This window comes from Devosia sp. ZW T5_3 (assembly GCF_044987315.1).
In the GTDB taxonomy this organism is placed as follows: domain Bacteria; phylum Pseudomonadota; class Alphaproteobacteria; order Rhizobiales; family Devosiaceae; genus Devosia.
Genome location: NZ_JBJDRE010000030.1, coordinates 1 through 23,235, shown reverse-complemented (window position 1 = coordinate 23,235; position 23,235 = coordinate 1). Strand labels below are relative to the sequence as shown.

Below are 23,235 nucleotides of genomic sequence, written 5' to 3'. Positions count from 1 at the left end.
AGTTCGTGGAGACTACGACACCCCCACCCTAACCCTCCCCTCAAGGGGGAGGGGACTGCATCGGGGCTTCCGTCCATTTATGAAAAGCTTCCCCCATGTCCACATCGCGCACAATCGCGTCCAGCCTTGGCAGAATCGCCCCGGCCCTGCTGTCGGTCGGCACGCTGATCCTCGCCTGGGAGCTCTATGCCCGCCTCTCCGGCATTTCCCCGACCACCCTGCCAGCGCCGTCGCGCGTCGTTGCCCAGGCCATACAAAACTGGCCGGCGCTGCTTGAGAACACGCTGCCTACCATCAGCGCCACCCTGTTGGGCTTTGCCTGCTCGCTGGCTGCGGCCTTCATCTTCTCGGTGCTGATCGATTTTTTCAAACCGCTGCGGCGGGCGCTGTTTCCGGTGTTCATCATCAGCCAGACGCTGCCATTGGTCGCCATTGCCCCGCTGATTGTGCTGTGGTTCGGCTTCGGGCTGACGCCCAAGATCATGCTGGTGGCCCTGGTCACCTTCTTTCCCATGCTGGTAGCGCTGGTGCAGGGCTACGCAGCGACCGAGGAGGATATCGAGTCCTTGCTGGCCTCGATGGGCGCCTCCCCGCTGCGCATCTTCCTCCTCGCGCGGCTGCCCTCGTCCCTGCCCTATTTCTTCGCCGGCCTGCGCATTTCCATCACCTATGCCGTGGTCGGCGCGATCTTTGCCGAATATGCCGGGGCGGCGAAGGGGCTGGGCATCTACATCCTCAACGCCAAGAACAATTTCCGCCCTGATCTGGTGCTGGCCGCCGTGCTGGTCAGCGCCACGCTGACGCTGGTGCTGTTCGGCACCACAATCCTGATCCAGCGGCTGGCCATGCCTTGGGACAGGCTGGCTGCGGAGCGCAAGCCATGAGTGCGGCAAGGCTGGAACTGCGCAATCTGCACAAGCGCTTTGGCGGTCTCGATGTCCTGGCCGATATTTCGCTGTCGGTGCAGCCCGGCGAATTCGTTTCCATTCTCGGTCCGTCCGGCGCCGGAAAATCCACCATTTTCAAGCTGCTGACCGGCGGCTTGCGGCCCGATGGCGGCGCGATATTCTTCGACGGGGCGGCGCTGGCGGAGGAGACGCAGCCCTTCGCCTTCATGCCGCAGCGCGATGCGCTGATGCCCTGGCGGCGGATCATCGACAACACGACGCTGGGTCTTGAAGTGCAGGGCATGGCCCGCCAGCAGGCCCGCCAACGCGTCGCTCCCCTGTTCGCCGAATTCGGGCTCGATGGCTTCGAGCAGCATTACCCGGCGCAATTGTCCGGCGGCATGCGTCAGCGCGCGGCCCTGTTGCGTACCGTGGTGCAGGATCGCGCCATGCTGCTGCTCGACGAGCCGTTCGGCGCGCTCGATGCCCTCACCCGCAGCGGCATGCAGCGGTGGCTCGAAACCATGTGGGAGCACCACAATTGGACTGCCCTGCTGATCACCCATGATGTTCGCGAGGCGGTGTTCCTGTCCGACCGCATCTATGTGCTGACCGAACGCCCGGCCCGGGTGCTGCGCGAAATCACCGTGCCCCTGCCCCGCCCGCGCCGCGACCTGGCCTCGCCCCAGGCCAGCGCCATCGAGGCCGACATTCTCGAAACCCTGCTCAATCCCCCATCGGAGACGTGACCATGCTTTCCCGCCGCAGTTTTTTCGCCGCCATGCTTGCCGCAGGCCTCGTCACCACACCCACCTTCGCCCAGGCGCAAAAGGTCACCATGGCGCTCGACTGGACGCCCAATACCAATCACATCGGCCTCTATGTGGCCAAGGCCAAGGGCTTTTACACCGAGGCCGGGCTGGACGTGGACATCCTGCCCTATAGCGACACCTCGGCCGGTGCGCTGGTGGCCAATCACGTGGCCGATTTCGGCATTTTCGGCACCATATCGCTGATGAGCCAGCGCACTGCCGGCGCCGATCTGGTCGCCACCTATGCCGTGGTGCAGAACGAAACCGGCCGGGTGGTGTTCAATGATGATCGCACCGATATCCAGAGCCCCAAGGACCTTGATGGCCTCACCTATGGCGGCTTTGGCAGCGACTGGGAAAATGCGCTGATCGGCACCATCATCCGCCATGATGGCGCCAAGGGCGAATTCGAAACGGTAACTTTGGGCACCTCCGCCTATGAGGCGCTGGCCAATGGCGCTGTCGATTTCACGCTTGAAGTCTATACCTGGGAAGGGGTCAAGGCCGAGCTCGACAACGTGGCGCAACGCGCCTTCCGCTATGCCGATTTCGGCGTGCCGGACGAGCACACGACCTTTATCGGCTCCAGCCAAGCCTATCTCGATGCCAATCCCCAAACCGCCGCGGCCTTCACCGCTGCAACCCAGCGCGGCTACGCCTTCGCCGTCGAACATCCCGACGAGGCAACCGATATCCTGCTGGCCGCCAATGAAGGCATGCTCGACCGCACTCTCATCCGCGCTTCGCTCCAGGCCCTGATCGACGGCCACTATCTGCAAACCGCAGATGGCGTGATCGGCACGATCGACCCGGCCAAGATGGACGCCATCGGCGATTATCTGTTCAAGGCGGGGATTTTGCGCGACGCCGATGGCGCGGTGGTGGCCGAACGCCCCGATTTCGCGCCCTACTACAGCAATGCCTACTTGCCGAAGTAAGCACCACACAAAAAAAGGGGGCGCTTTCGCGCCCCCGCTGCCTTGATCCCAAAGCCCCTTAGAACGGGCTCTTGTCGTCCAGGAATTCGTCGGCATTTTCCGAAGTGATGACGGTGGAGTCGAGGATATAGCGACCCGACACCTGCACGCCGCTGACCAGGTGCGACGTGGTCAGCTCGATTGCCGTGGCGATCATGGCCGGGCTATAGCTCACATCGATCGGGGTCAGCTTGTCGCCGGCCTTCACGCGCTGCAGGATCTGCTGCATGCCGGCGCCGCCCACCACGAACATTTCGTCTTCGCGGCCAGCCTGCTTGATGGCCTCGATGGCGCCCAGGGAGATATCGTCGTCCTGGGTCCACACGCCCTTGATATCGGGGAAGCGGGTCAGGAAGTCCTGCATTACCTTGAAGCCGTCATCGCGGTTCCAGTTGGCGAATTCGTCGTCGAGCACCTTGATCTGGGTGCCCTCGATGCCGCCCATGAAACCGTCAAAGCGCTGCTGATCGATCGGGATCGGCAGGCCGCGCAGGATGACGATATTGCCGCCTTCGGGCAGTGCTTCCTTGAAATAGGCCGCGGCATTGGCGCCCAGGCCCGGATTGTCACCGGCGACATAGAGGTTTTCGACGCCGGTGATCGAGAGCTGGCGATCGACGACGGTGACGAACTTGCCGGCGTCCTTGACCTGCTTGATGGCCGACGTCATCGCATCCGGATCGCCCGGCAGGATGACGAGCGCATCGATATTGCGGGTCGAGACCATGTCTTCGATGTCGGCGATCTGCTTGGGCGCATCGGCCGCCGAAGCAAAGACGAATTCGACATCGGGATAGGTGGTCTTGAGGCGATCGATCGCCTGCTGGGCGAAGTAGTTGACGCCGCCGGTCCAGCCATGGTCGGCCGCCGGAACGGAGACGCCGATGGTCACCTTGTCCTGGGCAATGGCGACGCCGCCAATGCTGGTTGCGACGACAGCCGCAGCCAAAAAGGATTTAGCCAGTTTCATTTCAGTCCTCCCTAAATGCCCTTGCTGGGCGATGTAAACTTGAACTTCTAAGTCGTGCGCTGGCCCCGCTGCAGCAGCACGGCGAGAATGATGATGACCCCCTGGAACGCCCCATTGAGATATGGGCTGATCAGGCTTTGCAGGTTGAGAATATTGCCGATGAGCCCCAGGATCACCACGCCCACCACCGTGCCCCAGACGCGGCCATAGCCGCCCTTGAGGGTGGTGCCGCCGATGATCACGCCGGCAATGGCTTCGAGTTCCCACAGCACGCCCGTGGTGCTCGAGGCCGAACCGAGGCGCGGCACATAGAGCAGCACGGCAACGCCCACCAGAATGCCCTGCAGGATGTAGGTGAGCAGGCGGACATTATCGACATTGATCGAGGAATAGCGGGCAACCTGCTCGTTGGAGCCGATGGCGGCGCAATAGCGGCCGAACTTGGTGCGGCGCATAACGATTTCGCCGGCAATCGCCACGAGGGCAAAGACGATGATCGGATAGGGCACGCCCAGCAGGCCATCGTAATAGACCGGGCGATAGACGTCGGCGACGTTGAAGTTGAGCGACAGCGTGCCGCCATTGGCGAGGAACGTCACCAGCGAGCGGAAAATGCCCATTGTGCCGAGCGTCACGATGAAGGCTTCGATACGCCCCCGCGTGATCATGATGCCGTTGAACACGCCGGCGACCCCGCCCAGCAGGATGCCCGCCGCCATGCCGGCCAGCACCACGCTCCAGCCGATGCCCAGCGAGGGGATCAGCCAGTTCATCACCATGATCATGACCCCGGCGATCACCGCCGCCATCGAGCCGACCGAGAGGTCGAGCCCTCCCGCCGTGATGACGAAAGTCGCGCCAATGGCGATGATGCCGATGAAGGACGAGCGCGCCAGCACATTGGTCAAATTGCTGTAGCTGAGGAAATTCTCGTTCAGCGAAATGCCCAGCAGCACCAGCAGCGCCAGCGCCAGCAAGGGACCCACGGTCTTGAGATCGAGGCGGAAACCGCGTGCGGACCTGGCCGCTATTTCAGGCGCTGATGTGCTCATCACGTCCACTCTGTTTGATGCCCGCGGCGTACCGCATGATTTCGCCTTCGGTGATTTCGGCGCCTTCCAGGGTGCCCGCGAGGCGCCCTTCGCGCATGACGACAACGCGATGGCTCAGCCCGATCACTTCCTGCAGTTCCGAGGAAATGACAATGATCGATTTCCCCTCGGCCGCCAGCGCCGCGATGATGTGATAGATCTGCTGCTTGGTGCCCACATCGATGCCGCGCGTCGGCTCATCCATGATGATGATGTCCGGCTCGCTTTCCATGGTCTTGCCCAGCATCAGCTTCTGCTGGTTGCCGCCCGAAAGCTGGCCCACCCGCACCGAGGCATCACGCGCCCTGATATCGAAGCGCCGCACTGCCCGCTCCAGCGCCCGCGCCTCGCTGGCGCTGTCGAGAAAGCCGGCTTTCAGATGCTTGCCCAGGGTCAAAAGCGTCAGGTTCGGCTGCAGCCCCATATTGAGCAGCAGGCCCTTGCCCTTGCGATCCTTGGTCATGTAGGCGAGGCCCGCATCGACCGATTGGGCCACCTGGCCGAAATTGACCGGCTGGCCGTTGAGCGCGACATCGCCCTCGCTTTTATGCGTCAGCCCCACCACGGCCTCGGCCACCGCCGTGCGCCCCGAGCCGATCAGCCCGGCAAAGCCCAGGATTTCGCCCTTGCGCAGGTCAAAGGAAATGTCCTTGACGCCCGGCGCCTTGAGCCCGCGCACCGACAGCACCACCGGCGCATCGACATCGGGCTCGTGCTTGGGCGGATAGAGATTGGAAAGTTCGCGGCCCACCATCATCTGGGCGATGGAATCAGGCGTGAGCGCCTCGGTGCCGAGTGTGGAGATCAATTGCCCGTCGCGCAGCACAGTGACGCGTCGCGCCAGTTCCATGATCTCGTCGAGCTTGTGCGAGATAAAAATCACCGCAACGCCGCGCGCCGTCAGCCGGCGAATCTGCTCGAACAGGGTCTGGGTTTCGCCCACCGACAGCACCGCCGTGGGCTCGTCCATGATCAGCACCCGCGCATCGCGGCTGATGGCCTTGGCGATTTCCACCATCTGCTTGTCGGCCACCGAAAGGGTGTTGATGCGCGCATCGGGATCGACATGCACATGCAGCATTTCCATCACCGCGACAGCGCGGCGGCGCATTTCGGCGACATCGAGGAAACCGAATTTCTTGAGTTCACGGCCCAGGAAGATCGAATCGGCCACCGTCAGGTGCTCGGCCAGGTTCAATTCCTGGTGGATGAGCACGATGCCCATAGCCTCAGCCTGGCCGTTGGGCGGCAGGATGACGGTCTGCCCGTCATAGCTGATCGTGCCCGAAGTGGGCTGTTCGATGCCCGACAAAATCTTGATGAGGGTGGATTTGCCCGCGCCGTTTTCGCCGATAATGGCGTGCACTTCGCCGGGCTTGATATCGAAATCAATGCTGAACAGGACTGGGATTTCGCCAAAGGATTTGGAAATCCGGTGCGCTGACAGGATGGCTGGCGCTGGCGTGCCTTCGGCACTGGTCATCTCGTAAATCCCCCTGCCGGACGTGGAGGGTTCAATCCCGCTCTTCGTCCATGAGCAGTGATGTAAAGGTTTTCATGATTGATGTAAAGGTTTACACAATGGCAAAACTGTATAAGCGTTGCGGGATGGATATGGCGTAATCCGCGCCTTCTGCTAAAGGCAGCAAGCGGGTCGCCGAGCCGGATCGCGCGGGGCGGAGCGCCAATTGCAGCATCACAAGCTGGCCACGATAGAAGACGTTGCGGCAATCGCCGGCGTATCCATCGCTACGGTCAGCCGGGCCATTAACGATCCGGGCAAGGTCGCCGACGAAACGCGGCGCCGCGTCACCCAGGCCGTCGCCCAGACAGGCTATACGACCAATGCCATGGCGCGCTCGCTGCGCATGCGCCGCTCCAAGATGATTCTGATTCTGGCGCCCGATGTGGGTGACCCAAACTTTTCCAATATTCTGGTGGGGCTGGAAACCGAGGCCAGCAAGCGCGGCTATGGCGTGCTGATCGGCAATACCCAGAACGATCCGGCGCGCGAGACCGATTATCTGCGCTTCATCAGTTCCAACCAGGCCGATGGACTGATCCTGTTCACCGGGCACCTGCCCTATGGCTTTGGCAATGAGGGCGGCGAGTCGCGCCTGCCGCCCATGGTGGCGGTCAATGAGCCGGTCTCCAATAGCGACGTGCCGTTTGTGGGCGTGGACAATTTTGAGGGCTCGCGCGTTGCGGCCGAGCATCTGATTTCCCAGGGCCATCGGCGCATTGCCTTTATCGGGCGCTCGACCAGCAAGGCGGTCAATATCCTGCGCGAAAAGGGCTATCGCGCTGCGCTTGAGGGTCATGGCATCACCATCGACCCCCGCCTGATCCTGGACGGCGACGGCACCACCGAAAGCGGCCGCGCCGCCGCCGAGCATATGTTCGTGCGCGACGTGCTGCCCACCGCATTTTTATGCGTCAACGACGTCACTGCGCTCGGCGTCATCATCGCCCTGACCGCCCGGCGCTATGAACTGCCCCGCCAGTTTTCGGTGATGGGCTTTGACGACATCACCTTCGCCAGCTTCGTGTCGCCATCGCTGACCACGATGAAGCAGCCGCGACTGAAGATCGGCGAAGAGGCGATGGACCTGCTCTTGGCGCTGCTCGAAGGCAAAAGCGTCGAGCGCAAGCAGGTGCTGCTACGCAGCGAGTTGATTGTGCGCAACTCGGTTGGGCAGGTTGGGCGGTAGGCCACTTGGCCTGTGTCAGCCAATCAACAAAGCCGAGGTAACCTCGAGGCTTCGGTCCCCGCGAACCTGTTCCGGCTCCCCTGCCCGCTCACTCAACACCTGATCACGCTCACGGATCAACGCCTCGATTTCCGGCTGGTATTGCGTGACGATGGCCGTCAGCCAGCGATTGACCAGATAGGACGGCTTGGCCAATTGCATGTCGAAGCGGGGCAAGAGCGCTATCGTCGCCTCGGCCGGCAGCCAGGTGTCGCCCACCACCCATTGGTTGACCGTGAATAGCCGGTGCAGCTTGCCAAAGGCGTCGACGCCGATGGCGATCAGATGATGCACCGGGCCATTGGCGCCGTCCGGCCGGACGAAACAATGGTAGTGGCCGTGTTCGGTGCCGTCGGCGGCGGGGAGATGGCAGTGGTAATACCATTGCCCGCCGCTTTCGGGATCGAACACATCGCCGGGCGGGTAATGCGCCCAGGCCTCCACCGAGGCCGCATCGCGCAGGGTTTCGCGCAACACGTTTTCACCGGACTTGGCCAGCAGCCGCTCGCAAAAGGCAGCTTCCTGCGCGGCGCGTTCGCGTTGCTCGTCCATCCTCGCTCTCCGCTATTGCGCCCCGGCGGCGCAGGGATTGACTGCAGCACAGGGGGCGGCAGCCGCGCAAGGCGCTGCGGCGGCACAGGGCGCGGCAACCGGCGCCGGAGCACCCGCCGCACGGGGATTGCCCGCGGCTGCCGGGGCTCCGGCGGCACAAGGATTGGCCACGGCAGCTGGAGCACCCGCGGCGCTGGGGTTGCCAGCAGCGCAGGGATTGGCCGGCGCTGCAGCAGCACACGGATTGGCGGCCGGAGCCGCAGCGGCGCAGGGGTTCCCGGCCGCACAAGGATTGCCCGCGGCACAGGGATTTGCCGCAGCACTGGCGGCCGGAACCGGCGCCGGCGCGCGATTGCTCGACGCCACATGGTCGGCGGCAACGGCGGCGGTGGCAACCAGGGCGGCGGCGCCAAACAGCAGAGTACTACGAGCGCTCATTTGGCTTTGAATCCGTCCAGACCGAAGAGGGGCCGCAGGGCGATACCGCCGAAGCTGCCCACGAAAGCGGCGGCGAACCATAGCCAGCCATGCACGCTGCCCGAGGCGATGCCGCTGAACAGCGCGCCGATATTGCAGCCGAAGGACAGCCGCGCGCCATAGCCCATCAGCACGCCACCAATGGCCGCGGCCAGCAGCGACAGGAACGGAAGAGCCGCCTTGGGGGCGAATTTGCCGGCAAGGCCCGCGGCGAGGGCGGCGCCAAGGATCAGCCCGAAATCCATCACCGAAGTGCTGTCCTCAAGCACGCTGGAGCGCAGGGCTTCGGCTTGCGCCGGCCAGGTCCAGAATTCCCAGCCGGCGACCGGCACACCGACAGCCTGGGCGATCTTGGCACCCCACAGGCCAAAGCCATAGGTGATCGACCAGGGGTGACCCGCCACCAGCAGCGTCAGCACATTGAGCCCGGCCAGCGCCAGCCCCGCGCCGATCAGCGGCCAGGGCCCGCGCAACAGCCGCGACCAGCGGCGATTGGCCGGAGCCTTGATGGCTTCCAGGCTGCCATGCGCCCGGCGCTCGATCAGCACCGTGATCAGCGCCACCGCGCCCAGGCCGAGCACCGTCACCAGCAGCGCCAGCGGCACGCCAAGGCTGGTGCCCAGGCTGATGGCCGGCAGCGACGGCTGAGTGAGCCAGAACGGCAAATGGGCTGTGCCCAGCAGCGCGCCGACAATGAAGAAAGCCAGCGTCACCAGCATCCGCGCACTGCCACCGCCCACGGTGAACAGCGTGCCCGAGCCGCAACCGCCGCCCAATTGCATGCCAAGCCCGAACAAAGCCGCGCCGAACAATACCGAGACGCCCACCGGCGCGGTGGCGCCAGCCAGCGGTTGCCCGAATGGATTGCCCAAGGTCAGCAGCGGAATGAAAGCCAGCGCCGCGACGCCGATCATCAGCATTTGCGCGCGCATGGCATGGCCGCGCTTTTCCACCACCAGCCGGCGCCAGCCGCCGGTGAAGCCGAACGAGGCGTGATAAAGCGTCAGGCCAAGCAGGCTTCCGATCAGGAATAAAGCCGCCTGCCGCAGATCGACCAGTTGCCAGATGGCGAGCGTGCCGATGGCCAGGGCGAGGCTGGCGAACCAGACCGGGCCGCGATCGAAAGGGATGGCTGGGCGGATCGAGCCCGCAGTTGCGTCTGTCATGAAAGCACCGAAAAATAGTCTTGCCCGGACCATGGCCCGGGCAAGTAAAAAAAACTGCTAGAAAATACTAGTTGGTGACGACGGGGCGGCTCGGATCGGCGGTCCATTCGGACATCGAGCCATCATAGAGCCGCACGTTCTTGAGCCCTTCGACTTCGGACAGGCCGAACCAGGCAATCGAGGCCAGGTGGCCGGTATTGCAGAAGGCGATGAAGTCGGACTCATTGGCAACGCCAGCGGCTGCGGCCAATTGCTTGATGGTTTCGGGGCTGGCAAACGAGGCGTTCTGGGCGTCGTAGAACTTGTCGAAATTGATGTTCACGGCAGTCGGGATATGGCCGAGCGTCTGCACGGTATTGGTCTTTTCCTGGCCGATGAACTGGGCAACGGTGCGCGCGTCGATCAGGTTGGCATCGCTTTCGATGGCGGCAGTCACTTCCTCAACGCCGGCCAGCAGCTCGGGCCGGAATTCCGCCTTGAAGTCGCCCGCCACAGGAGTGGCGGCATCGGTCGAGACCGCGCCATTGGCCTTGGTCCAGGCGGCATAGCCACCATCGAGGATGGTCACGGCGTCATGGCCGAGCACTTTGAAGGTCCAGTAGACGCGAGTGGCGCCGCCGAATTCGGAGGCAGAGGAGCCGGCCGGGATGATCACCACCTGGCTATCATTGTCGACGCCGAGCGCCGCAATCGTCGCCTCGATCTGCTCGGTGGGCGGCAGCATGCCGGGGACATTGTTGACCGGCACGCGCCAGCCGGCTTCCGAATAGCGGGCGGCGATGGCGCCGGGGACGTGGCCGGCAGCATAGGGGTCGACGGTTTCGGCGACGTCGCGGATATCGAGCACGACCAGGCTTTCATTGCCCAGATGTTCGGTCAGCCAGGCGGCATCGACCAGCGGCTTGTCGGTCAGGCGCTCGGCTTGGGCGGCGCCGGTCAGCAGCAGCGCGGCAGCCATGGCGGCGCCAGCAAGGTTGATACGCATTCGAGGTTCCTTTGAAGTTCGATCGATGAATTTGGCACTATAGTGCCACGTCTTCCCGCCCAATGCGGCCCCGCGCCAATCCAAAGCGGCGAGCCCCGTTAAAAAATCTATCTAACAGGTCGGGTATAGATCGAAGGATTGTTCTCCCGGCGCGCTGGGCAGCGTCGGCTCGCGCGGCGATACTGAGGCCCATCAGATGCTTAGAGAATTCGCCATGCGCCGTTTCGCCCGCCTGCTCATCGCCGCCCTGCTCGCTTTGGCACCCATTGCCAGCCTCGCCCAGGACGCCCCTGCCCCGACGGCTGAACAAGCAGCGCGTGCCACGGTGCTCGATTTCGAGAATGAAGCGCAGCTCAACACCCTGGCGGCGGCAGGCAAGACCGTGGTGTTCTTCTACGCCGCCTGGTGCCCCAATTGCCGCGCCACCGTGGCCGAGCTCAACGCCCGCTGGGCGGACGTGAACCCAGACCTGACGCTGGTGATTGCCGATTACGACAAGGAATCCGCGCTCAAGGGCAAGTTCGGCGTGACCTATCAGGACACCTTCGTGCTGCTCGACAAGGAAGGCAATTCGGCCAAGTCGTGGAATAGCGGCGGCGTCGACGGCCTCAACGCCAATAGCCAAAGCTGATGCTCCTCACCATCGGCTTTGCCTTCATGGCCGGGGTGATCACGGTGCTGTCGCCCTGCGTACTGCCGCTGCTGCCGATCATTCTGGGCAGCGCGACGCAGGAGGGCAAGGCCCGGCCGATCGGGCTGATCGTCGGCTTTGTCGGCACCTTCACCGCTGCGACCCTGGCGCTAAGCTTCCTGGTGCGCGCGCTGGGCGTGCCGCCCGATCTCAATCGCGTCCTCGCCGGCGCCGTGCTGATCCTGCTCGGACTGGTCCTCGCCATCCCGCAATTGCATCTGGGCTTCGAGCGCCTGGCCGGCGCCCTGGCCAGCCGCGCTCCGGCGGGCGGTCCATCCTCCGGCTTTGGCGGCGGGCTGGCGGTCGGTGCGGGCCTCGGCCTCGCCTGGAGCCCCTGTGTCGGCCCGATCATGGCGTCGGTCATCACCCTGGCGCTCAACCAGCAGGTCAATGCGGGCGCTATCGCGGTGACGCTGGCCTTTTCGCTGGGCACGGCCCTCCCCATGGCGGCCATCATGCTGGGCGGGCGGCAATTGGTGCGGCGGCTGGGCTGGTTTCAGGCCAATGCCAGCCGCATCCAGCAAGTGCTCGGCGTCATTCTCGTGCTGACGGGCCTTGCCATCTTCCTGGGCTGGGACCGCCAGATCCAGATCCTGCTGCTGACCTGGTTTCCCGATTGGGAACTGGCGCTGACCGGTTGGGAGCCCCGGCCAGCGCTCTGAGCCAAATGGGCCGCCTCTTGGGGGCGGCGGCCCGTCCGGCTTACTGTGCGTCCGTCTTGGAAACCCCATCCACGCGGGTCATCGACGAGGGATGGCCCGAATAGCCCTGCACGCGCGCGCTGACCACGATGGGCTCGAAGCGCTCGAACATGGGCAGCACGGCCGGCTTCTGCTCGATGAACACTTCCTGGATCTGCTTGATCAGCGCCAGGCGCTTGTCGTCATCTCGTTCGCTATTGGCCTCGACCCGCAAGGCGTTGAGCTCGGGAATGTCCCAGGCCGAGCGCCAGACGAAATTGCCGGCATTATTGGCTTCGAGCGAATTGTCCGGGTTGGAGGCGAAATTATCCAGCGACCCCAAAGCCGTCGGCATGAACGAGCCGGTCTGGGGGATGAGCAGGTCGAAATCACGTGCCCGGTGCGCGGCGACGATATCGGCGCCATTGCCCTGCTGGATACTGACGGTGATGCCGATTTCGGCAAGGCTGGCCTGGATGGCAGTGGCCATGTCGACGCGCGGCGTCTGGGAAATGGTCTTGAGCGTCAGCGAAAACCCATTGGGATAGCCAGCTTCCGCCAGCAATGCCTTGGCCTTTTCGGGCTGCAGCGACCAGTCGGGATTGGGGATGGCACCCAGCCAGTCTTCCGGCACCGGCACATTGCGCACGCGGCCATAGGGCCCCAGGATCGTATCGGCAATGCCCTTGTAGTCGATGCCATAGGCGATGGCTTCGCGCACCAGCGGATTGCTCAGCGGCTCCTTGCCGGCATTCATCGCCAGCACGTAATAGCCACCGGTCTTGACCTGGTCGATGACAAAGCCGGCCTTGTTTTCGAAGGTGCGCACATCCGAGGCGGTCAGGGCATTGGCCACGTCGATATCGCCGCGTTCGAGCATCAGACGCGCGGCCTGGCTTTCGGGCACGTGGCGCATCAGCACGCGGCGGATGGCGGGCGCCTCGCCCCAGAACTGGTCATTGACTTCGAGCATGACGATGTCGTTCGGCGTCCAACGGCGCAGCACATAGGGGCCCGAACCGGCCGTATTGGTGCGCAGCCATTCATTGCCATAGTCGTCATTGCTCACGTGCTTTTGCACTTCGACGCTGTCGACGACGCTGGAAACGCCCACGGCCAGCCGATAGAGCAGCGCCTCGGGGATCACCGCATCGGTGAGTTCCATGCGGAAGGTCTTGTCGTCCACGGCCGAAACCATGGATTCGATATTGTCGGCCGAATAGCCGGCCGTCTTGAAATTGGTGGCGGCGGATTGGTCCAGCTTCATCAGCCGCACCAGCGAGAACACCACGTCATTGGCGGTCACCGGATTGCCCGAGGCGAATTTGGCGTCGCGCAGGTGGAAGGTGATGCCGGTATCGTCGATATCCCAGCTTTCGGCCAGCTGCGGTTTGATGGCATTGCCGTCATTCTGGTCGGAAAACACCAGCCGGTCATAGGTATTGGCCAGGATTTCCTGGGTCTTGACCTCGGTGCCCTGCTGGGGGTCGAGCGACAGGACCTGGGCCAGCGAGGTGCCGATGACCAATTGGTCATTGGGCGTCGCGGCGAAAGCCGCAGGCGCCGTGGCGATCATGGCGGCCAGCGCCACGCCCGCCGCCAGGCGGGAACAAAAATGCTTCATTGAACTTCCTCCGTTTGATACGGCACAACATAATATGTCGGTTGTATCTCGTATTATGATTATGGCTTTTGCAGGAAATGGCAAGAGGGCTGTGCTAAAAGGTCGTGCGAGCGACGGGGAGGTCGAGATGGATAGAACGGCAACAAGGCGGCGGCCACGCATGGCGCAGACGCTGGTCGATACACTGCGCCAGCAGATCGAGGCGGGGGCATTGCCCGTGGGCGCACAATTACCCACCGAGCCCCAATTGGAAGCGCAATTCTCAGTGAGCCGCACCGTGGTGCGCGAGGCGATCACCGAATTGCGGGCGGCCGGGCTCGTCACGCCCATTCAGGGCAAGGGCATGTTCGTCACCGACAGCTCCCATACCCCGGCCATCGTGCTGACGCCGCGCGAAATCCAGAGCATCCCGCAAACGCTGGAAATGCTGGAGTTTCGTATCGCCGTCGAGACCGAAGCGGCGGCCATTGCCGCCCATCGCCGCTCCGCGCAGCAGGAAGAAGCCATCCGCTCCGCCAATCACGACATGGCCAACCAGATCGAGGCCGGCGGCGACACGATCGACGCAGATTTTGCCTTCCATCTGGCCATTGCCGAGGCCACTAACAATTTCTACTTCGCCGATACGCTCACCCGCTTCGGCAAGCGCTCGATTCCGCGCGGGCAATTCCCCACCCTGCCCAGCGCCAATGACGAGAGCTATCTGCAGGGTGTTTTGGCCGAGCATGAGCGAATCCTTGAGGCTATTGCCGACCAGGAACCCGAGGCGGCGCGCGCCGCCATGCGGGATCATTTGCTGGGCAGCCAGAAGCGTTATCGCCGTCTCAAGCGCTGAGATCGCTGGACAGATCGCCAATTCATAGTATGTCATACTTTTGATTGTAACCCCGCCACAGCGGGCAGATCACCCATGCAAGCCGCCGACCGGATAAGGACGAAAAGACCATGTTTTCACACAAGCGCGCCGATTTCGGCCCCGATTTCCTGTTCGGCGTCGCCATGGCTGCCCACCAGATCGAAGGCGGACAGCAAGACGGCCGCGGCCCCTCCATCTGGGACACTTTCGCCGCCACGCCGGGCAATACCAAAAATGCCGATAACGGCACGATCGCCTGCGATCATTACCATCGCTGGCCGGAAGACCTTGACCTGATCCGCGATGGCGGCTTTGACGCCTACCGCTTCTCCTTCTCCTGGTCGCGGCTGATCCCCGAGGGGACGGGCGCGCTCAATCCGGCGGGCTTTGATTTCTACGACCGGCTGATCGATGGCATGCTGGAGCGCGGCATCAAGCCACTCGCCACCCTCTATCATTGGGACCTGCCCAGCGCCCTGCAGGACCGCGGCGGCTGGATGAACCGCGACACCGCCAAGGCCTTTGCCGATTACGCTGCAATCGCCGCCCAAAAATTCGGCGACCGGCTCACCAGCATTGCCACCTTCAACGAGCCCTGGTGCATCACCGTGCTCAGCCATTTCCTGGGCGCCCACGCCCCCGGCTATCGCGATGTGCGCGCCACGGCCCGCGCCATGCACCATGTGCTGCTGGCCCATGGCATGGGCATCAAGGCGATGCGCGAAGCCGGCTTCAAGGACAAGCTGGGCATCGTGGTGAATATGGAAAAATGCGATCCGGCCAGCGATGCACCCGAGGATATCGAGGCGGCCGCCTTGGGCGACGCCATCTTCAACCAATTCTTTCTCGATGGCGTGCTCAAGGGCAGCTATCCCGAAAAGGTCACCGACATCCTTGAGCCATACCTGCCCAAAAACTGGCGGGATGATATGACCATCCTCAACCAGCCACTCGACTGGATCGGCATCAATTACTATACGCGCTTCCTCTACAAGGCTGATCCCAGCGTGCCGGTCTTCCCCTTCACCCAGGCGCGCGGCCCGTTGGAAAAGTCCAATCTGGGCTGGGAAATCATCCCCGAGGCACTGACCGAATTCCTGGTCCGCGCCTCCAAGCGTTATCCGGGCCTGCCGATCTACGTCACCGAAAACGGCATTTCGGAAACCGACGAAACCAAGCGCACGGCCTTCTTCGACAAGCACTTCGCCGCCATGGTCGAGGCCCAGAAGCAAGGCGTCGACCTGCGCGGCTACATCGCCTGGACCCTGATCGACAATTTCGAATGGGCCGAAGGCTTCAACCCCAAATTCGGCATTGTCGGCATGGACCCGGTCACCCGCGACCGCCTGCCGAAAGACACCTACTACGCCTTCAAGGACATGCTGACGCACAAGGGCTAGCTAGCCCCACAGCAGCCATTTCTGTGGCTCCCGTCACCCCACCCTCAATCCCTCCCCATCAAGGGGAGGGAAGCGCAAGCCCGGACCTCACGGCTCCATCGTCTCCCTCCCCCCTGTGGGGAGGGATCAAGGGTGGGGGTGAGAGCCCCCATCTCACAGAGATGCGGTCGGCGGATGACGGCAATTATTGAATCACCCACGGTGTCATTCCGGCGCAGGCCGGAATCCATGCTGAAGGCCATCCCGGCGCTGGATGTATGCCAATCGCCCCGGACCTGGATTCCGGCCTGCGCCGGAATGACACCGTGAGATGGGACAGATTTGGTAAAGGCCACGCCAGCCGCAACTGCAGCATCCCAAAATTATGATCACCACACTCTTGTTTTTCTCCCGCATGACTTGATACATGGCGCGCGAGCCGGCTGCCTCCCGCGCAGGCTTGCTGCCAATAGGATCTTTCATGCTTACTTCCATGTTCGCCGGCCAGGCGCGGAACTCTCTCGCGTCCGGCATTCTGCTCTCGCTCACGCTGGTTTCGGCCCCGGCCTTTGCCGCGCCGACCAGCTATCCGTTGACGCTGGAGAATTGCGGGGTCGAGGTGACCTTCGACAAGGCGCCGGAGCGGGCTGTGGCCCTGGGGCAGAACAGCGCCGAGATCATGTTGATGCTGGGTCTGGAAGACCGCATGGTGGGCACCGCCTTCTGGCCGACCAAGGTGCTGCCCGAACTGGCCGAGGCCAATGCCAAGGTCAAATTGCTGACCGTGGAATCGCCCAGCCTTGAAGCAATCCTGGCCGAACGTCCCGATTTCGTGGCGGCGCAATTGCCGATCCTGCTCGGCCCCGACAGCAAGGTTGCCAAGCGCGACGACCTGAACAATCTGGGCATCGGCAATTACCTCGCCCCCGGCATCTGCAATACCCGCCAGGATACCGGCGACGCCTATGGCAGCCGCGCAGCACTGTGGAACATGGATCTGCTCTACCAGGAGATCGACGAGCTTTCCCAGATCTTCGACGTCGCCGATCGCGGCCAGGCAGTGATCGCCCAGTTCAAGGCCCGCGAAGCGGCCCTGCGCGCCCGCGTGGACGGCAGCGATACCGATCCGTCCTTCGTGTTCTGGTTCTCCAGCCCCTCCCCGTCCGACGATGCTTATCTGGGCGGCAAGAATGGCGCTTCGGGCTATATCGCGGACCTTCTGGGCGGCCATAATGCCATCACCACCGAAGCCGAATGGCCGACGGTGAGCTGGGAAGGCATCATGGCCGCCAATCCCACCGTGCTCGTCATAGCCAGCCTTGATCGCAACCGCTGGGAACTCGACAATGCCGAGACCAAGCGCGCCTTCGTCACCACCGATCCGGTGGTCAGCCAGCTCGAGGCTGTGCGCGAAGGCCATATCGCGGTGATGAATGGCGCGGCGATGAACCCGACCATCCGCACCATTTACGGCGCCGAGGAGCTGGCCGATCAGCTTGAGGCCTTTGGTCTGATCAAGTGAGCTTTATCAGCCGCAACTTTGGTGGGCAGGCCGCTCTGGGCCTGCTCGCTCTGCTTGCCGTCGTGCTCCTGGCCCTGGCCATTGGCGCGGGCGTGGGCATTGGCGAATTGCCGATCCCGCTCAACACCACTTACCTCGCCATCACCAATCGTCTCGGCTGGACCGCGGTGCCGCTCGATCGCATCCATGAAAGCGTGATCTGGGATTACCGGCTGAGCCGCGCACTGGTCGCGGCCTGTTGCGGCGCTGGCCTGGCGCTGTGCGGCGCAATCCTCCAATCGCTGCTGCGCAATCCCCTGGCCGAGCCCTATGTGCTGGGCGTCTCGGCCGGCGCCTCCACTGGCGCGGTCGCGATCATCGTGCTGGGCTTCGGCGCCGGCACGGTGAGCATCTCGGCCGGCGCCTTTGCCGGCTCGCTCGCCGCTTTCCTCTTCGTGGTCCTCCTGGCCAGTGGCGCACGCGGCGGGGCCGATCGCACGATCCTCGCCGGCGTGGCCGCTTCGCAATTGTTCAACGCCCTCACCTCCTACATTGTCAGCACCTCGGCCAATGCGCAGCAGGCGCGCGACGTGATGTTCTGGCTCCTGGGCAGTTTCGGCGGTGTGCGCTGGCCCGAATTCCAACTGGTGCTGGTCGTGGTGCTGATCGGGTTTGGCGTCTGCATGTATTACGCCCGCGCGCTGGACGCCTTCGCCTTCGGCGATGACGCAGCCTCATCCCTCGGCATTTCGGTGGGCCGGGTGCGGGTCATCCTGTTCGCCGTCACCGCCATGATGACCGCCACCATTGTCAGCATGGTGGGCTCCATCGGCTTTGTCGGCCTCGTCGTCCCCCATGCCGCCCGCTTCATTGTCGGCCCGCTGCATTTGCGGCTCTTACCGGCCTGTGTCGCGGCGGGCGCCATTTTCATGGTCTTGGCGGACATCGTTTCGCGGGTCATCCTGCCGCAGCAGATTCTCCCCATCGGGGTGGTCACGGCGCTGATCGGGGTGCCGTTCTTTTCGGTCATTCTCTATCGGGCACGGCGCGCAGTATGACGATCAAGGCAGAAAATCTCAGCTGGAAAGCGGGCAAGACCACCATTGTGGACGATGTGTCGCTAGCCGCCGAGCCCGGCAAGATGCTGGGCCTGCTCGGCCCGAACGGCTCCGGCAAATCCTCGCTGCTGCGGCTGCTGGCCGGCCTGCGCCGCGCCCATGGCGGCCAGGTCACGCTGGACGGCACCGATCTCAGCCGGATCGGCCGGCGCACGCTGGCCCGCCGCGTTGCCCTGGTCGAGCAGCATGCCAATACCGACGCCAATGTCACCGTGCTGGACGTGGTCCGGCTGGGCCGCACCCCGCATCGCTCGGCCCTGTCGCCCTGGACCATGGCCGATGATACGGCCGTCGAGACCGCTTTGGGCCGCGTCGGCCTCACCGAACGGCGCAGCCAATATTGGCAGACTTTATCGGGCGGCGAACGCCAGCGCGTGCACATTGCCCGCGCCCTGGCGCAGGCGCCCACCGAGATCATCCTCGACGAGCCGACCAATCACCTCGATATCCAGCACCAGATCGAAATCCTCAAACTGGTGGCGAGCCTGCCGGTCACCAGCATCGTGGCGCTGCACGATCTCAACCACGCCGCCATGTTCTGCGACCGGCTGGCGGTGATGAACAAGGGCAAGCTCGTCGCCCTCGGCACGCCAGAAGAGGTGCTGACCGAAGACCTCTTGCGTGAGGTCTTCGGCATTCGCTGTCACATCGAAACCTCGCCGCATAGCGGCAAGCGACACATCCACTACCTGTTCTGATCAGGCCGCCAGCTTGAGCACATGGGCCGCATTATTGCGCAGCCGCTGCAGATAAAGCTCGGCGAAATCGGCGGGCGCCGCCTCGCGTACGCTGGGCCGTTCTGCCAGCGCCTGCCGCCAGGCCGAAACCTTGGGCAAGCCGGCCGTCAGCCCGGCAGGGGCCACGGTTTCGAGCGCATCGATCTGTCGGAAAGCCGGGGCAAAGACCGCGTCGACATAGCTGAACCGCTCGCCGGCAAAGAACGGACCGGCCACGATACCCTCCAGCCGCGCGAATTTGGCGGTCACCGCCTGCTGCGCCGCATCCAGCTCGGCCTGATCCTTGGCCACGCTCAGCCGCCACAGATCGCCCAGCACCTGCGAGCCAAACTCGATCCATGAGCGATGCTGCGCCCGCTCCAGCGCATCCTCGGGATGCAGCCGGCCCGGCGTCGTCTCTTCCAGATATTCGAGGATGACAGCGCTTTCGAACACGATGGCCGGCTCATGCCCCTCGCGCTCGACCTTGAGCACCGGCACCTTGCCGAGCGGGGAAATGGCCAGGAACCAATCGGGCTTATTGGCCAGATCGATATAGACCACGTCGAAATCGACCTTCTTTTCCTTGAGCGCAATCACCGCGCGCTGCACATAGGGGCAGGTCGGGAAGCTGATCAGCGTCAGTTTGGTCATGGGACTCTCTGCAAATGGCGTTTCATCGTAATTTTACGATAACAAGCCAGCGGCAGCAGAGCGAGCAAAGCTGATGCGAAGGTGAAGGGCGAGAGGCAAAGAACGCCCATGGAAAGCGGGCGCGACGCAAAGATCCGCGCGGCGGACCTTACCCCGTCCAACCGCCATCGATGATATGCACCTGCCCGGTCGTATAGGTCGCCCCGGCCAGATACACCGCCAGGTCCGCCACTTCATCAGGCCGCGCGATGCGCCCGATCGGCTGGCGCGCGATAAAGGCCTTTTTCGCACCCTCGAAATCGCCGGTCGCCTGCCAGCGTTCGTGCAGCGAGGGGCTTTCCACCGTGCCGGGGCAGATGGCGTTGACGCGGATATTACTAGTCACATAATCGGCGGCGACCGATTTGGTCAGCCCCACCACGGCCGCCTTGGAAATCGAATAGGCAGCGCGATTGGGCACGCCCTTCACCGATGAAGCGACGGTGGCCATATTGATGATGGCGCCATCCCGGCGCTCCAGCATTTGCGGCAAGACCGCACGAATAGTGCGGATTTGCGCCCGCACATTGAGGTCCAGCGCGAAGTCCAAATCCTTGTCGCTCATCTCGAGCACAGTGCCCGAATGCACCACGCCGGCGCAGTTGAACAACACGTCAATGTGGCCGATCTCGGCGACTGCAGCGTTCACCGCGTCTTCCGACAACACATCGAGCACACGCGTCGTCACGCCCGCCAGGCCATTGAGCTCACCCAGCTTTTCCGCATTGATATCGGTGGCAATTACCCTGGCCCCCGCCTTGACGAAAGCCTCCACCGAAGCGCGGCCAATGCCTTGCGCCGCAGCAGTAATGAGCACGATTTTTCCGGTCAGGTCGGCCATGAGTTTGTCCTAAAAGTCATCCGTCGTCGGGTTTGTGCGCTCGAAGACCCCCACCCTTGATCCCTCCCCACAAGAGGGAGGGAGACGATGGAACCGGGAGCCCTCAGCCGGCGCCTCCCTCCCCTTGATGGGGAGGGATTGAGGGTGGGGTGATGGGAGCCACCCAAAGCTTGGGTATAACACCCCCATCAAACAGGAGAAGCACTCCCGTCCTACCCTACATCTTAGTCGTACAACACAGCGGCAATCTCAGGATTAGCCATCGTCGCCTTGTCGTAATAATAGAACCCGGTATCGATCACCGGCGGCAGGGTTTCGCCCTTCAGCGCCGAGATAGCGGCCTTGACAGTTTCATAACCGATGCCGACCGGGTTCTGGGTGATGGCGCCGGCCATGGCGCCGCTTTCGATGAAGCCCTTCTGCGCCGCGCCGCTATCGAAGCCGATGACCACGATATTGCTGTTCAGCTCGGTCTTGCCGTTGACCACACCGATGGCGGAGCCTTCATTGGCGCCGAAAATGCCCTTGAGGTCGGGATTGGCCAGCAGGATCGACTTGGCGATTTCGGTCGATTGCAGCTGGTCGCCGCCGCCATATTGCACCGAGACCACTTCGATCTTGGGATAGGCTTCCTTCATGCGATTGACGAAGCCGTCGACGCGATCGATGCCGGTGCGGCTGGTCTGGTCATGGGCCACCACGGCAACCTTGCCTTCGCCCCCGATCAGTTCGGCCATCTTGTCGGCTGCCAGTGCGGCGGCCGCCACGTTGTCGGTGGTCGCTGTGGTCAGCGGGATGTCGCTATCGACGCCGGAGTCGAAGGCAATGACGGGAATGCCGGCATCCTTGGCCTGCTGCAGCAAGGGCGTTGCGGCCTGGCTGTCGAGCGCGGCAAAGCCGATGGCGTCGGGCTTGCGCGACAGGGCTGCGGCCAGCATGTCCATCTGGCGGTCGACCTGGCTTTCGGTTTCCGGGCCTTCAAAGGTCACGGTGGCGCCGAATTCGGCGGCAGCCTTGTCGGCACCGGCCTTCACGGCCTGCCAGAACTGGTGCTGGAAGCCCTTGGAGATCAGGGCGATATCGTAATTGTCCTGGGCAAACGCAGGTGCGCTGGCGGTCAGGAGAGCAAGGGCGCTGATGGCCCCGATCAGAGTGCGGCGGTTTAACATTTTTCCTCCCAGAGTGTTTTGAAGTCGTCGTTTTGAGTGAGGCTTGTCGCCTGCTTGATATTGGCGCCAGGTTTGGCAGGCGCAGCGAAATCGGCGCTACAGATTGCGGCGCCGCAGTATGTCGGCATAGACCGCCAGGATGATGATGGTGCCGGTCACGACCGTCTGCCATTCCTGAGGGACTGAAAGAATGCGCAGGCCATTGGCCAGCACGGAGATAATGAGCGCGCCAATCAGGGTGCCGATCACGGTGCCGCGGCCGCCCGAAAGCGAGGTGCCGCCGATCACCACTGCGGCGATGGCGTCCAGCTCATAGCCCTGCCCCAGCGCCGGCTGTGCCGAATTGAGCCGGCTGGCGATCAACAGGCCCGCCACGCCGCAAATGCCACCCGCCGTGGCATAGACGGCAATTTTCCAGCGATCGATATTGACGCCGGACAGCCGCACGGCCTCCTCATTGGAGCCGAGCGCGAAGGTGTAGCGGCCCAAAGCCGTCTTGGTCAGCACGAAGGCGGCAAGCCCGGCCACCAGGAACAGGATCATCACGCCATTGGGCACCGGAATGGCCGGAATGATGGCGCCCACGAACGAGCCCTGGGCAATCTGGGTGAAGCCGGGCGTATCGTTGAAATAGATCGGCTTGGTGCCCGAAATGACCAGCGACAGCCCCTTGAGGATCAGCATCATGCCCAGCGTGGCGATGAAGGGCGGCACTTTGAGCTTGGCAATGATGGTGCCCGAGACCAGCCCCACTCCCGTGCCGGCCAGGATGGACGCCACGATGCCCACGGGCAGCGGCAGGCCAAAATAGGTCAGCACCACGCCGGTAATCACCGCGCAGAAGGTCATCAGCGTGCCCACCGACAGATCGATACCGCCGGTGATGATCACCAGCGTCGCGGCAATTGCCAGCACGCCATTGACCGATGTCGCCTGCAGAATGGCCAGCACATTCTGGGTCTGCATGAAATTGGGCGAGGCGAGCGAAAACACCACGACCAGCGCAATCAACCCGGAAAAGGCCAGCAGCCGATGGAAAGCGCCGGAAATGCGGACGCCGGATTTGGTGGCCGGGGCTGTTATGTCGGTCATATTGTATCTCCGGCAGCGATATCACCGCGCCCCTCGGCGCGACCGCGCCAGACGAGTGATGAATTCAGGTTTTGAGCTATTTTGGAGGGCCTCGATCGGCCTCCCTCCCCCTTGAGGGGAGGGATTGAGGGTGGGGGTGTCGAGCCTTCCACCAATATCGAGCGTCGTGCAGGCCGCGACACCCCCACCCTAGCCCTCCCCTCAAGGG

23 protein-coding genes are annotated in these 23,235 nt (G+C 63.4%); 11 read left to right on the top strand and 12 right to left on the bottom strand.

Annotated elements, in window-relative coordinates:
• The first annotated feature begins 95 nt into the window (after positions 1-95).
• From ACI3KW_RS22820 to ACI3KW_RS22810, 3 genes are read left to right on the top strand one after another with little or no spacing between them, the layout of a single operon-like run.
• Positions 96-884 (top strand): ABC transporter permease, encoded by a 789-nt coding sequence (locus tag ACI3KW_RS22820; protein ID WP_404849993.1) that lies wholly within the window; start codon positions 96-98, stop codon positions 882-884.
• On the top strand, positions 881-1,636 hold the full coding sequence (locus ACI3KW_RS22815) for an ABC transporter ATP-binding protein (RefSeq protein WP_404849992.1): 756 nt from the start codon (positions 881-883) through the stop codon (positions 1,634-1,636). The genes ACI3KW_RS22820 and ACI3KW_RS22815 overlap by 4 nt, the downstream gene beginning before the upstream one ends.
• A complete protein-coding gene (locus ACI3KW_RS22810; protein ID WP_404849991.1) occupies positions 1,633-2,637 on the top strand; it encodes an ABC transporter substrate-binding protein in 1,005 nt (334 codons plus the stop codon). Before ACI3KW_RS22815 ends, ACI3KW_RS22810 begins: the two co-directional genes overlap by 4 nt.
• A 58-nt stretch (positions 2,638-2,695) precedes the next feature.
• Here the strand turns inward: ACI3KW_RS22810 and ACI3KW_RS22805 are convergent, their stop codons facing one another.
• Genes ACI3KW_RS22805 through ACI3KW_RS22795 form a run of 3 tightly spaced genes read right to left on the bottom strand, consistent with a single transcriptional unit; the run spans position 2,696 to position 6,220 of the window.
• Positions 2,696-3,646: a substrate-binding domain-containing protein gene (locus tag ACI3KW_RS22805; RefSeq protein WP_113121714.1), complete on the bottom strand. Its 951-nt coding sequence runs from the start codon at positions 3,644-3,646 to the stop codon at positions 2,696-2,698.
• A 47-nt stretch (positions 3,647-3,693) separates the two neighbouring features.
• Positions 3,694-4,698, bottom strand: coding sequence for an ABC transporter permease (locus tag ACI3KW_RS22800; protein ID WP_404849990.1), 1,005 nt, complete (start codon positions 4,696-4,698; stop codon positions 3,694-3,696).
• Positions 4,679-6,220: a sugar ABC transporter ATP-binding protein gene (locus ACI3KW_RS22795; protein ID WP_404849989.1), complete on the bottom strand. Its 1,542-nt coding sequence runs from the start codon at positions 6,218-6,220 to the stop codon at positions 4,679-4,681. The genes ACI3KW_RS22800 and ACI3KW_RS22795 overlap by 20 nt, the downstream gene beginning before the upstream one ends.
• 205 nt (positions 6,221-6,425) lie before the next feature.
• Between ACI3KW_RS22795 and ACI3KW_RS22790 the strand changes: the two genes are divergently transcribed.
• Entirely contained in the window at positions 6,426-7,448 is a 1,023-nt protein-coding gene (locus ACI3KW_RS22790) for a LacI family DNA-binding transcriptional regulator (RefSeq protein ID WP_113121712.1), read from the top strand.
• A gap of 15 nt (positions 7,449-7,463) precedes the next feature.
• Here the strand turns inward: ACI3KW_RS22790 and ACI3KW_RS22785 are convergent, their stop codons facing one another.
• The 4 genes from ACI3KW_RS22785 to ACI3KW_RS22770 all read right to left on the bottom strand — a co-directional run bounded on the left by ACI3KW_RS22785 (position 7,464) and on the right by ACI3KW_RS22770 (position 10,667).
• Positions 7,464-8,039, bottom strand: coding sequence for a DUF6969 family protein (locus ACI3KW_RS22785; protein ID WP_404849988.1), 576 nt, complete (start codon positions 8,037-8,039; stop codon positions 7,464-7,466).
• A 12-nt stretch (positions 8,040-8,051) separates the two neighbouring features.
• Complete coding sequence (locus tag ACI3KW_RS22780; RefSeq protein ID WP_404849987.1) at positions 8,052-8,477, bottom strand: hypothetical protein; 426 nt, start codon at positions 8,475-8,477, stop codon at positions 8,052-8,054.
• Positions 8,474-9,682 carry a YeeE/YedE family protein gene (locus ACI3KW_RS22775; RefSeq protein ID WP_404849986.1) on the bottom strand — a complete coding sequence of 403 codons (1,209 nt, stop codon included), beginning with the start codon at positions 9,680-9,682 and terminating at the stop codon, positions 8,474-8,476. Before ACI3KW_RS22775 ends, ACI3KW_RS22780 begins: the two co-directional genes overlap by 4 nt.
• A 67-nt stretch (positions 9,683-9,749) precedes the next feature.
• Positions 9,750-10,667, bottom strand: a complete 918-nt coding sequence (locus ACI3KW_RS22770) for a sulfurtransferase (protein WP_404849985.1) — start codon at positions 10,665-10,667, stop codon at positions 9,750-9,752.
• Positions 10,668-10,881: 214 nt separating this feature from the next.
• Between ACI3KW_RS22770 and ACI3KW_RS22765 the strand changes: the two genes are divergently transcribed.
• Both ACI3KW_RS22765 and ACI3KW_RS22760 read left to right on the top strand, forming a co-directional pair.
• Positions 10,882-11,298 carry a TlpA family protein disulfide reductase gene (locus tag ACI3KW_RS22765; protein WP_404849984.1) on the top strand — a complete coding sequence of 139 codons (417 nt, stop codon included), beginning with the start codon at positions 10,882-10,884 and terminating at the stop codon, positions 11,296-11,298.
• Positions 11,298-12,020: a cytochrome c biogenesis CcdA family protein gene (locus tag ACI3KW_RS22760; RefSeq protein WP_404849983.1), complete on the top strand. Its 723-nt coding sequence runs from the start codon at positions 11,298-11,300 to the stop codon at positions 12,018-12,020. Before ACI3KW_RS22765 ends, ACI3KW_RS22760 begins: the two co-directional genes overlap by 1 nt.
• Positions 12,021-12,060: 40 nt before the next feature.
• On the opposite strand, the gene ACI3KW_RS22755 is transcribed toward ACI3KW_RS22760, so the two are convergent.
• Entirely contained in the window at positions 12,061-13,662 is a 1,602-nt protein-coding gene (locus ACI3KW_RS22755; RefSeq protein WP_404849982.1) for an ABC transporter substrate-binding protein, read from the bottom strand.
• A 127-nt stretch (positions 13,663-13,789) separates the two neighbouring features.
• Between ACI3KW_RS22755 and ACI3KW_RS22750 the strand changes: the two genes are divergently transcribed.
• The 5 genes from ACI3KW_RS22750 (at position 13,790) to ACI3KW_RS22730 (ending at position 19,214) form a co-directional block, all read left to right on the top strand.
• Positions 13,790-14,497, top strand: a complete 708-nt coding sequence (locus tag ACI3KW_RS22750) for a FadR/GntR family transcriptional regulator (protein WP_404849981.1) — start codon at positions 13,790-13,792, stop codon at positions 14,495-14,497.
• 110 nt (positions 14,498-14,607) lie between these two features.
• Complete coding sequence (locus tag ACI3KW_RS22745) at positions 14,608-15,918, top strand: GH1 family beta-glucosidase (RefSeq protein ID WP_404849980.1); 1,311 nt, start codon at positions 14,608-14,610, stop codon at positions 15,916-15,918.
• A 460-nt stretch (positions 15,919-16,378) separates the two neighbouring features.
• Positions 16,379-17,419, top strand: a complete 1,041-nt coding sequence (locus ACI3KW_RS22740; RefSeq protein ID WP_404849979.1) for an ABC transporter substrate-binding protein — start codon at positions 16,379-16,381, stop codon at positions 17,417-17,419.
• 35 nt (positions 17,420-17,454) lie between these two features.
• Positions 17,455-18,456 (top strand): FecCD family ABC transporter permease, encoded by a 1,002-nt coding sequence (locus ACI3KW_RS22735; RefSeq protein WP_404849994.1) that lies wholly within the window; start codon positions 17,455-17,457, stop codon positions 18,454-18,456.
• A complete protein-coding gene (locus ACI3KW_RS22730; RefSeq protein WP_404849978.1) occupies positions 18,453-19,214 on the top strand; it encodes an ABC transporter ATP-binding protein in 762 nt (253 codons plus the stop codon). The genes ACI3KW_RS22735 and ACI3KW_RS22730 overlap by 4 nt, the downstream gene beginning before the upstream one ends.
• On the opposite strand, the gene ACI3KW_RS22725 is transcribed toward ACI3KW_RS22730, so the two are convergent.
• The 4 genes from ACI3KW_RS22725 to ACI3KW_RS22710 all read right to left on the bottom strand — a co-directional run bounded on the left by ACI3KW_RS22725 (position 19,215) and on the right by ACI3KW_RS22710 (position 23,027).
• Positions 19,215-19,886, bottom strand: a complete 672-nt coding sequence (locus tag ACI3KW_RS22725; protein ID WP_404849977.1) for a glutathione S-transferase family protein — start codon at positions 19,884-19,886, stop codon at positions 19,215-19,217. It abuts the gene before it with no gap.
• Positions 19,887-20,034: 148 nt separating this feature from the next.
• A complete protein-coding gene (locus ACI3KW_RS22720; protein WP_404849976.1) occupies positions 20,035-20,766 on the bottom strand; it encodes an SDR family oxidoreductase in 732 nt (243 codons plus the stop codon).
• A gap of 224 nt (positions 20,767-20,990) precedes the next feature.
• A complete protein-coding gene (locus ACI3KW_RS22715; protein WP_404849975.1) occupies positions 20,991-21,935 on the bottom strand; it encodes an ABC transporter substrate-binding protein in 945 nt (314 codons plus the stop codon).
• 96 nt (positions 21,936-22,031) lie between these two features.
• Entirely contained in the window at positions 22,032-23,027 is a 996-nt protein-coding gene (locus ACI3KW_RS22710) for an ABC transporter permease (RefSeq protein WP_404849974.1), read from the bottom strand.
• Positions 23,028-23,235: the final 208 nt, after the last annotated feature.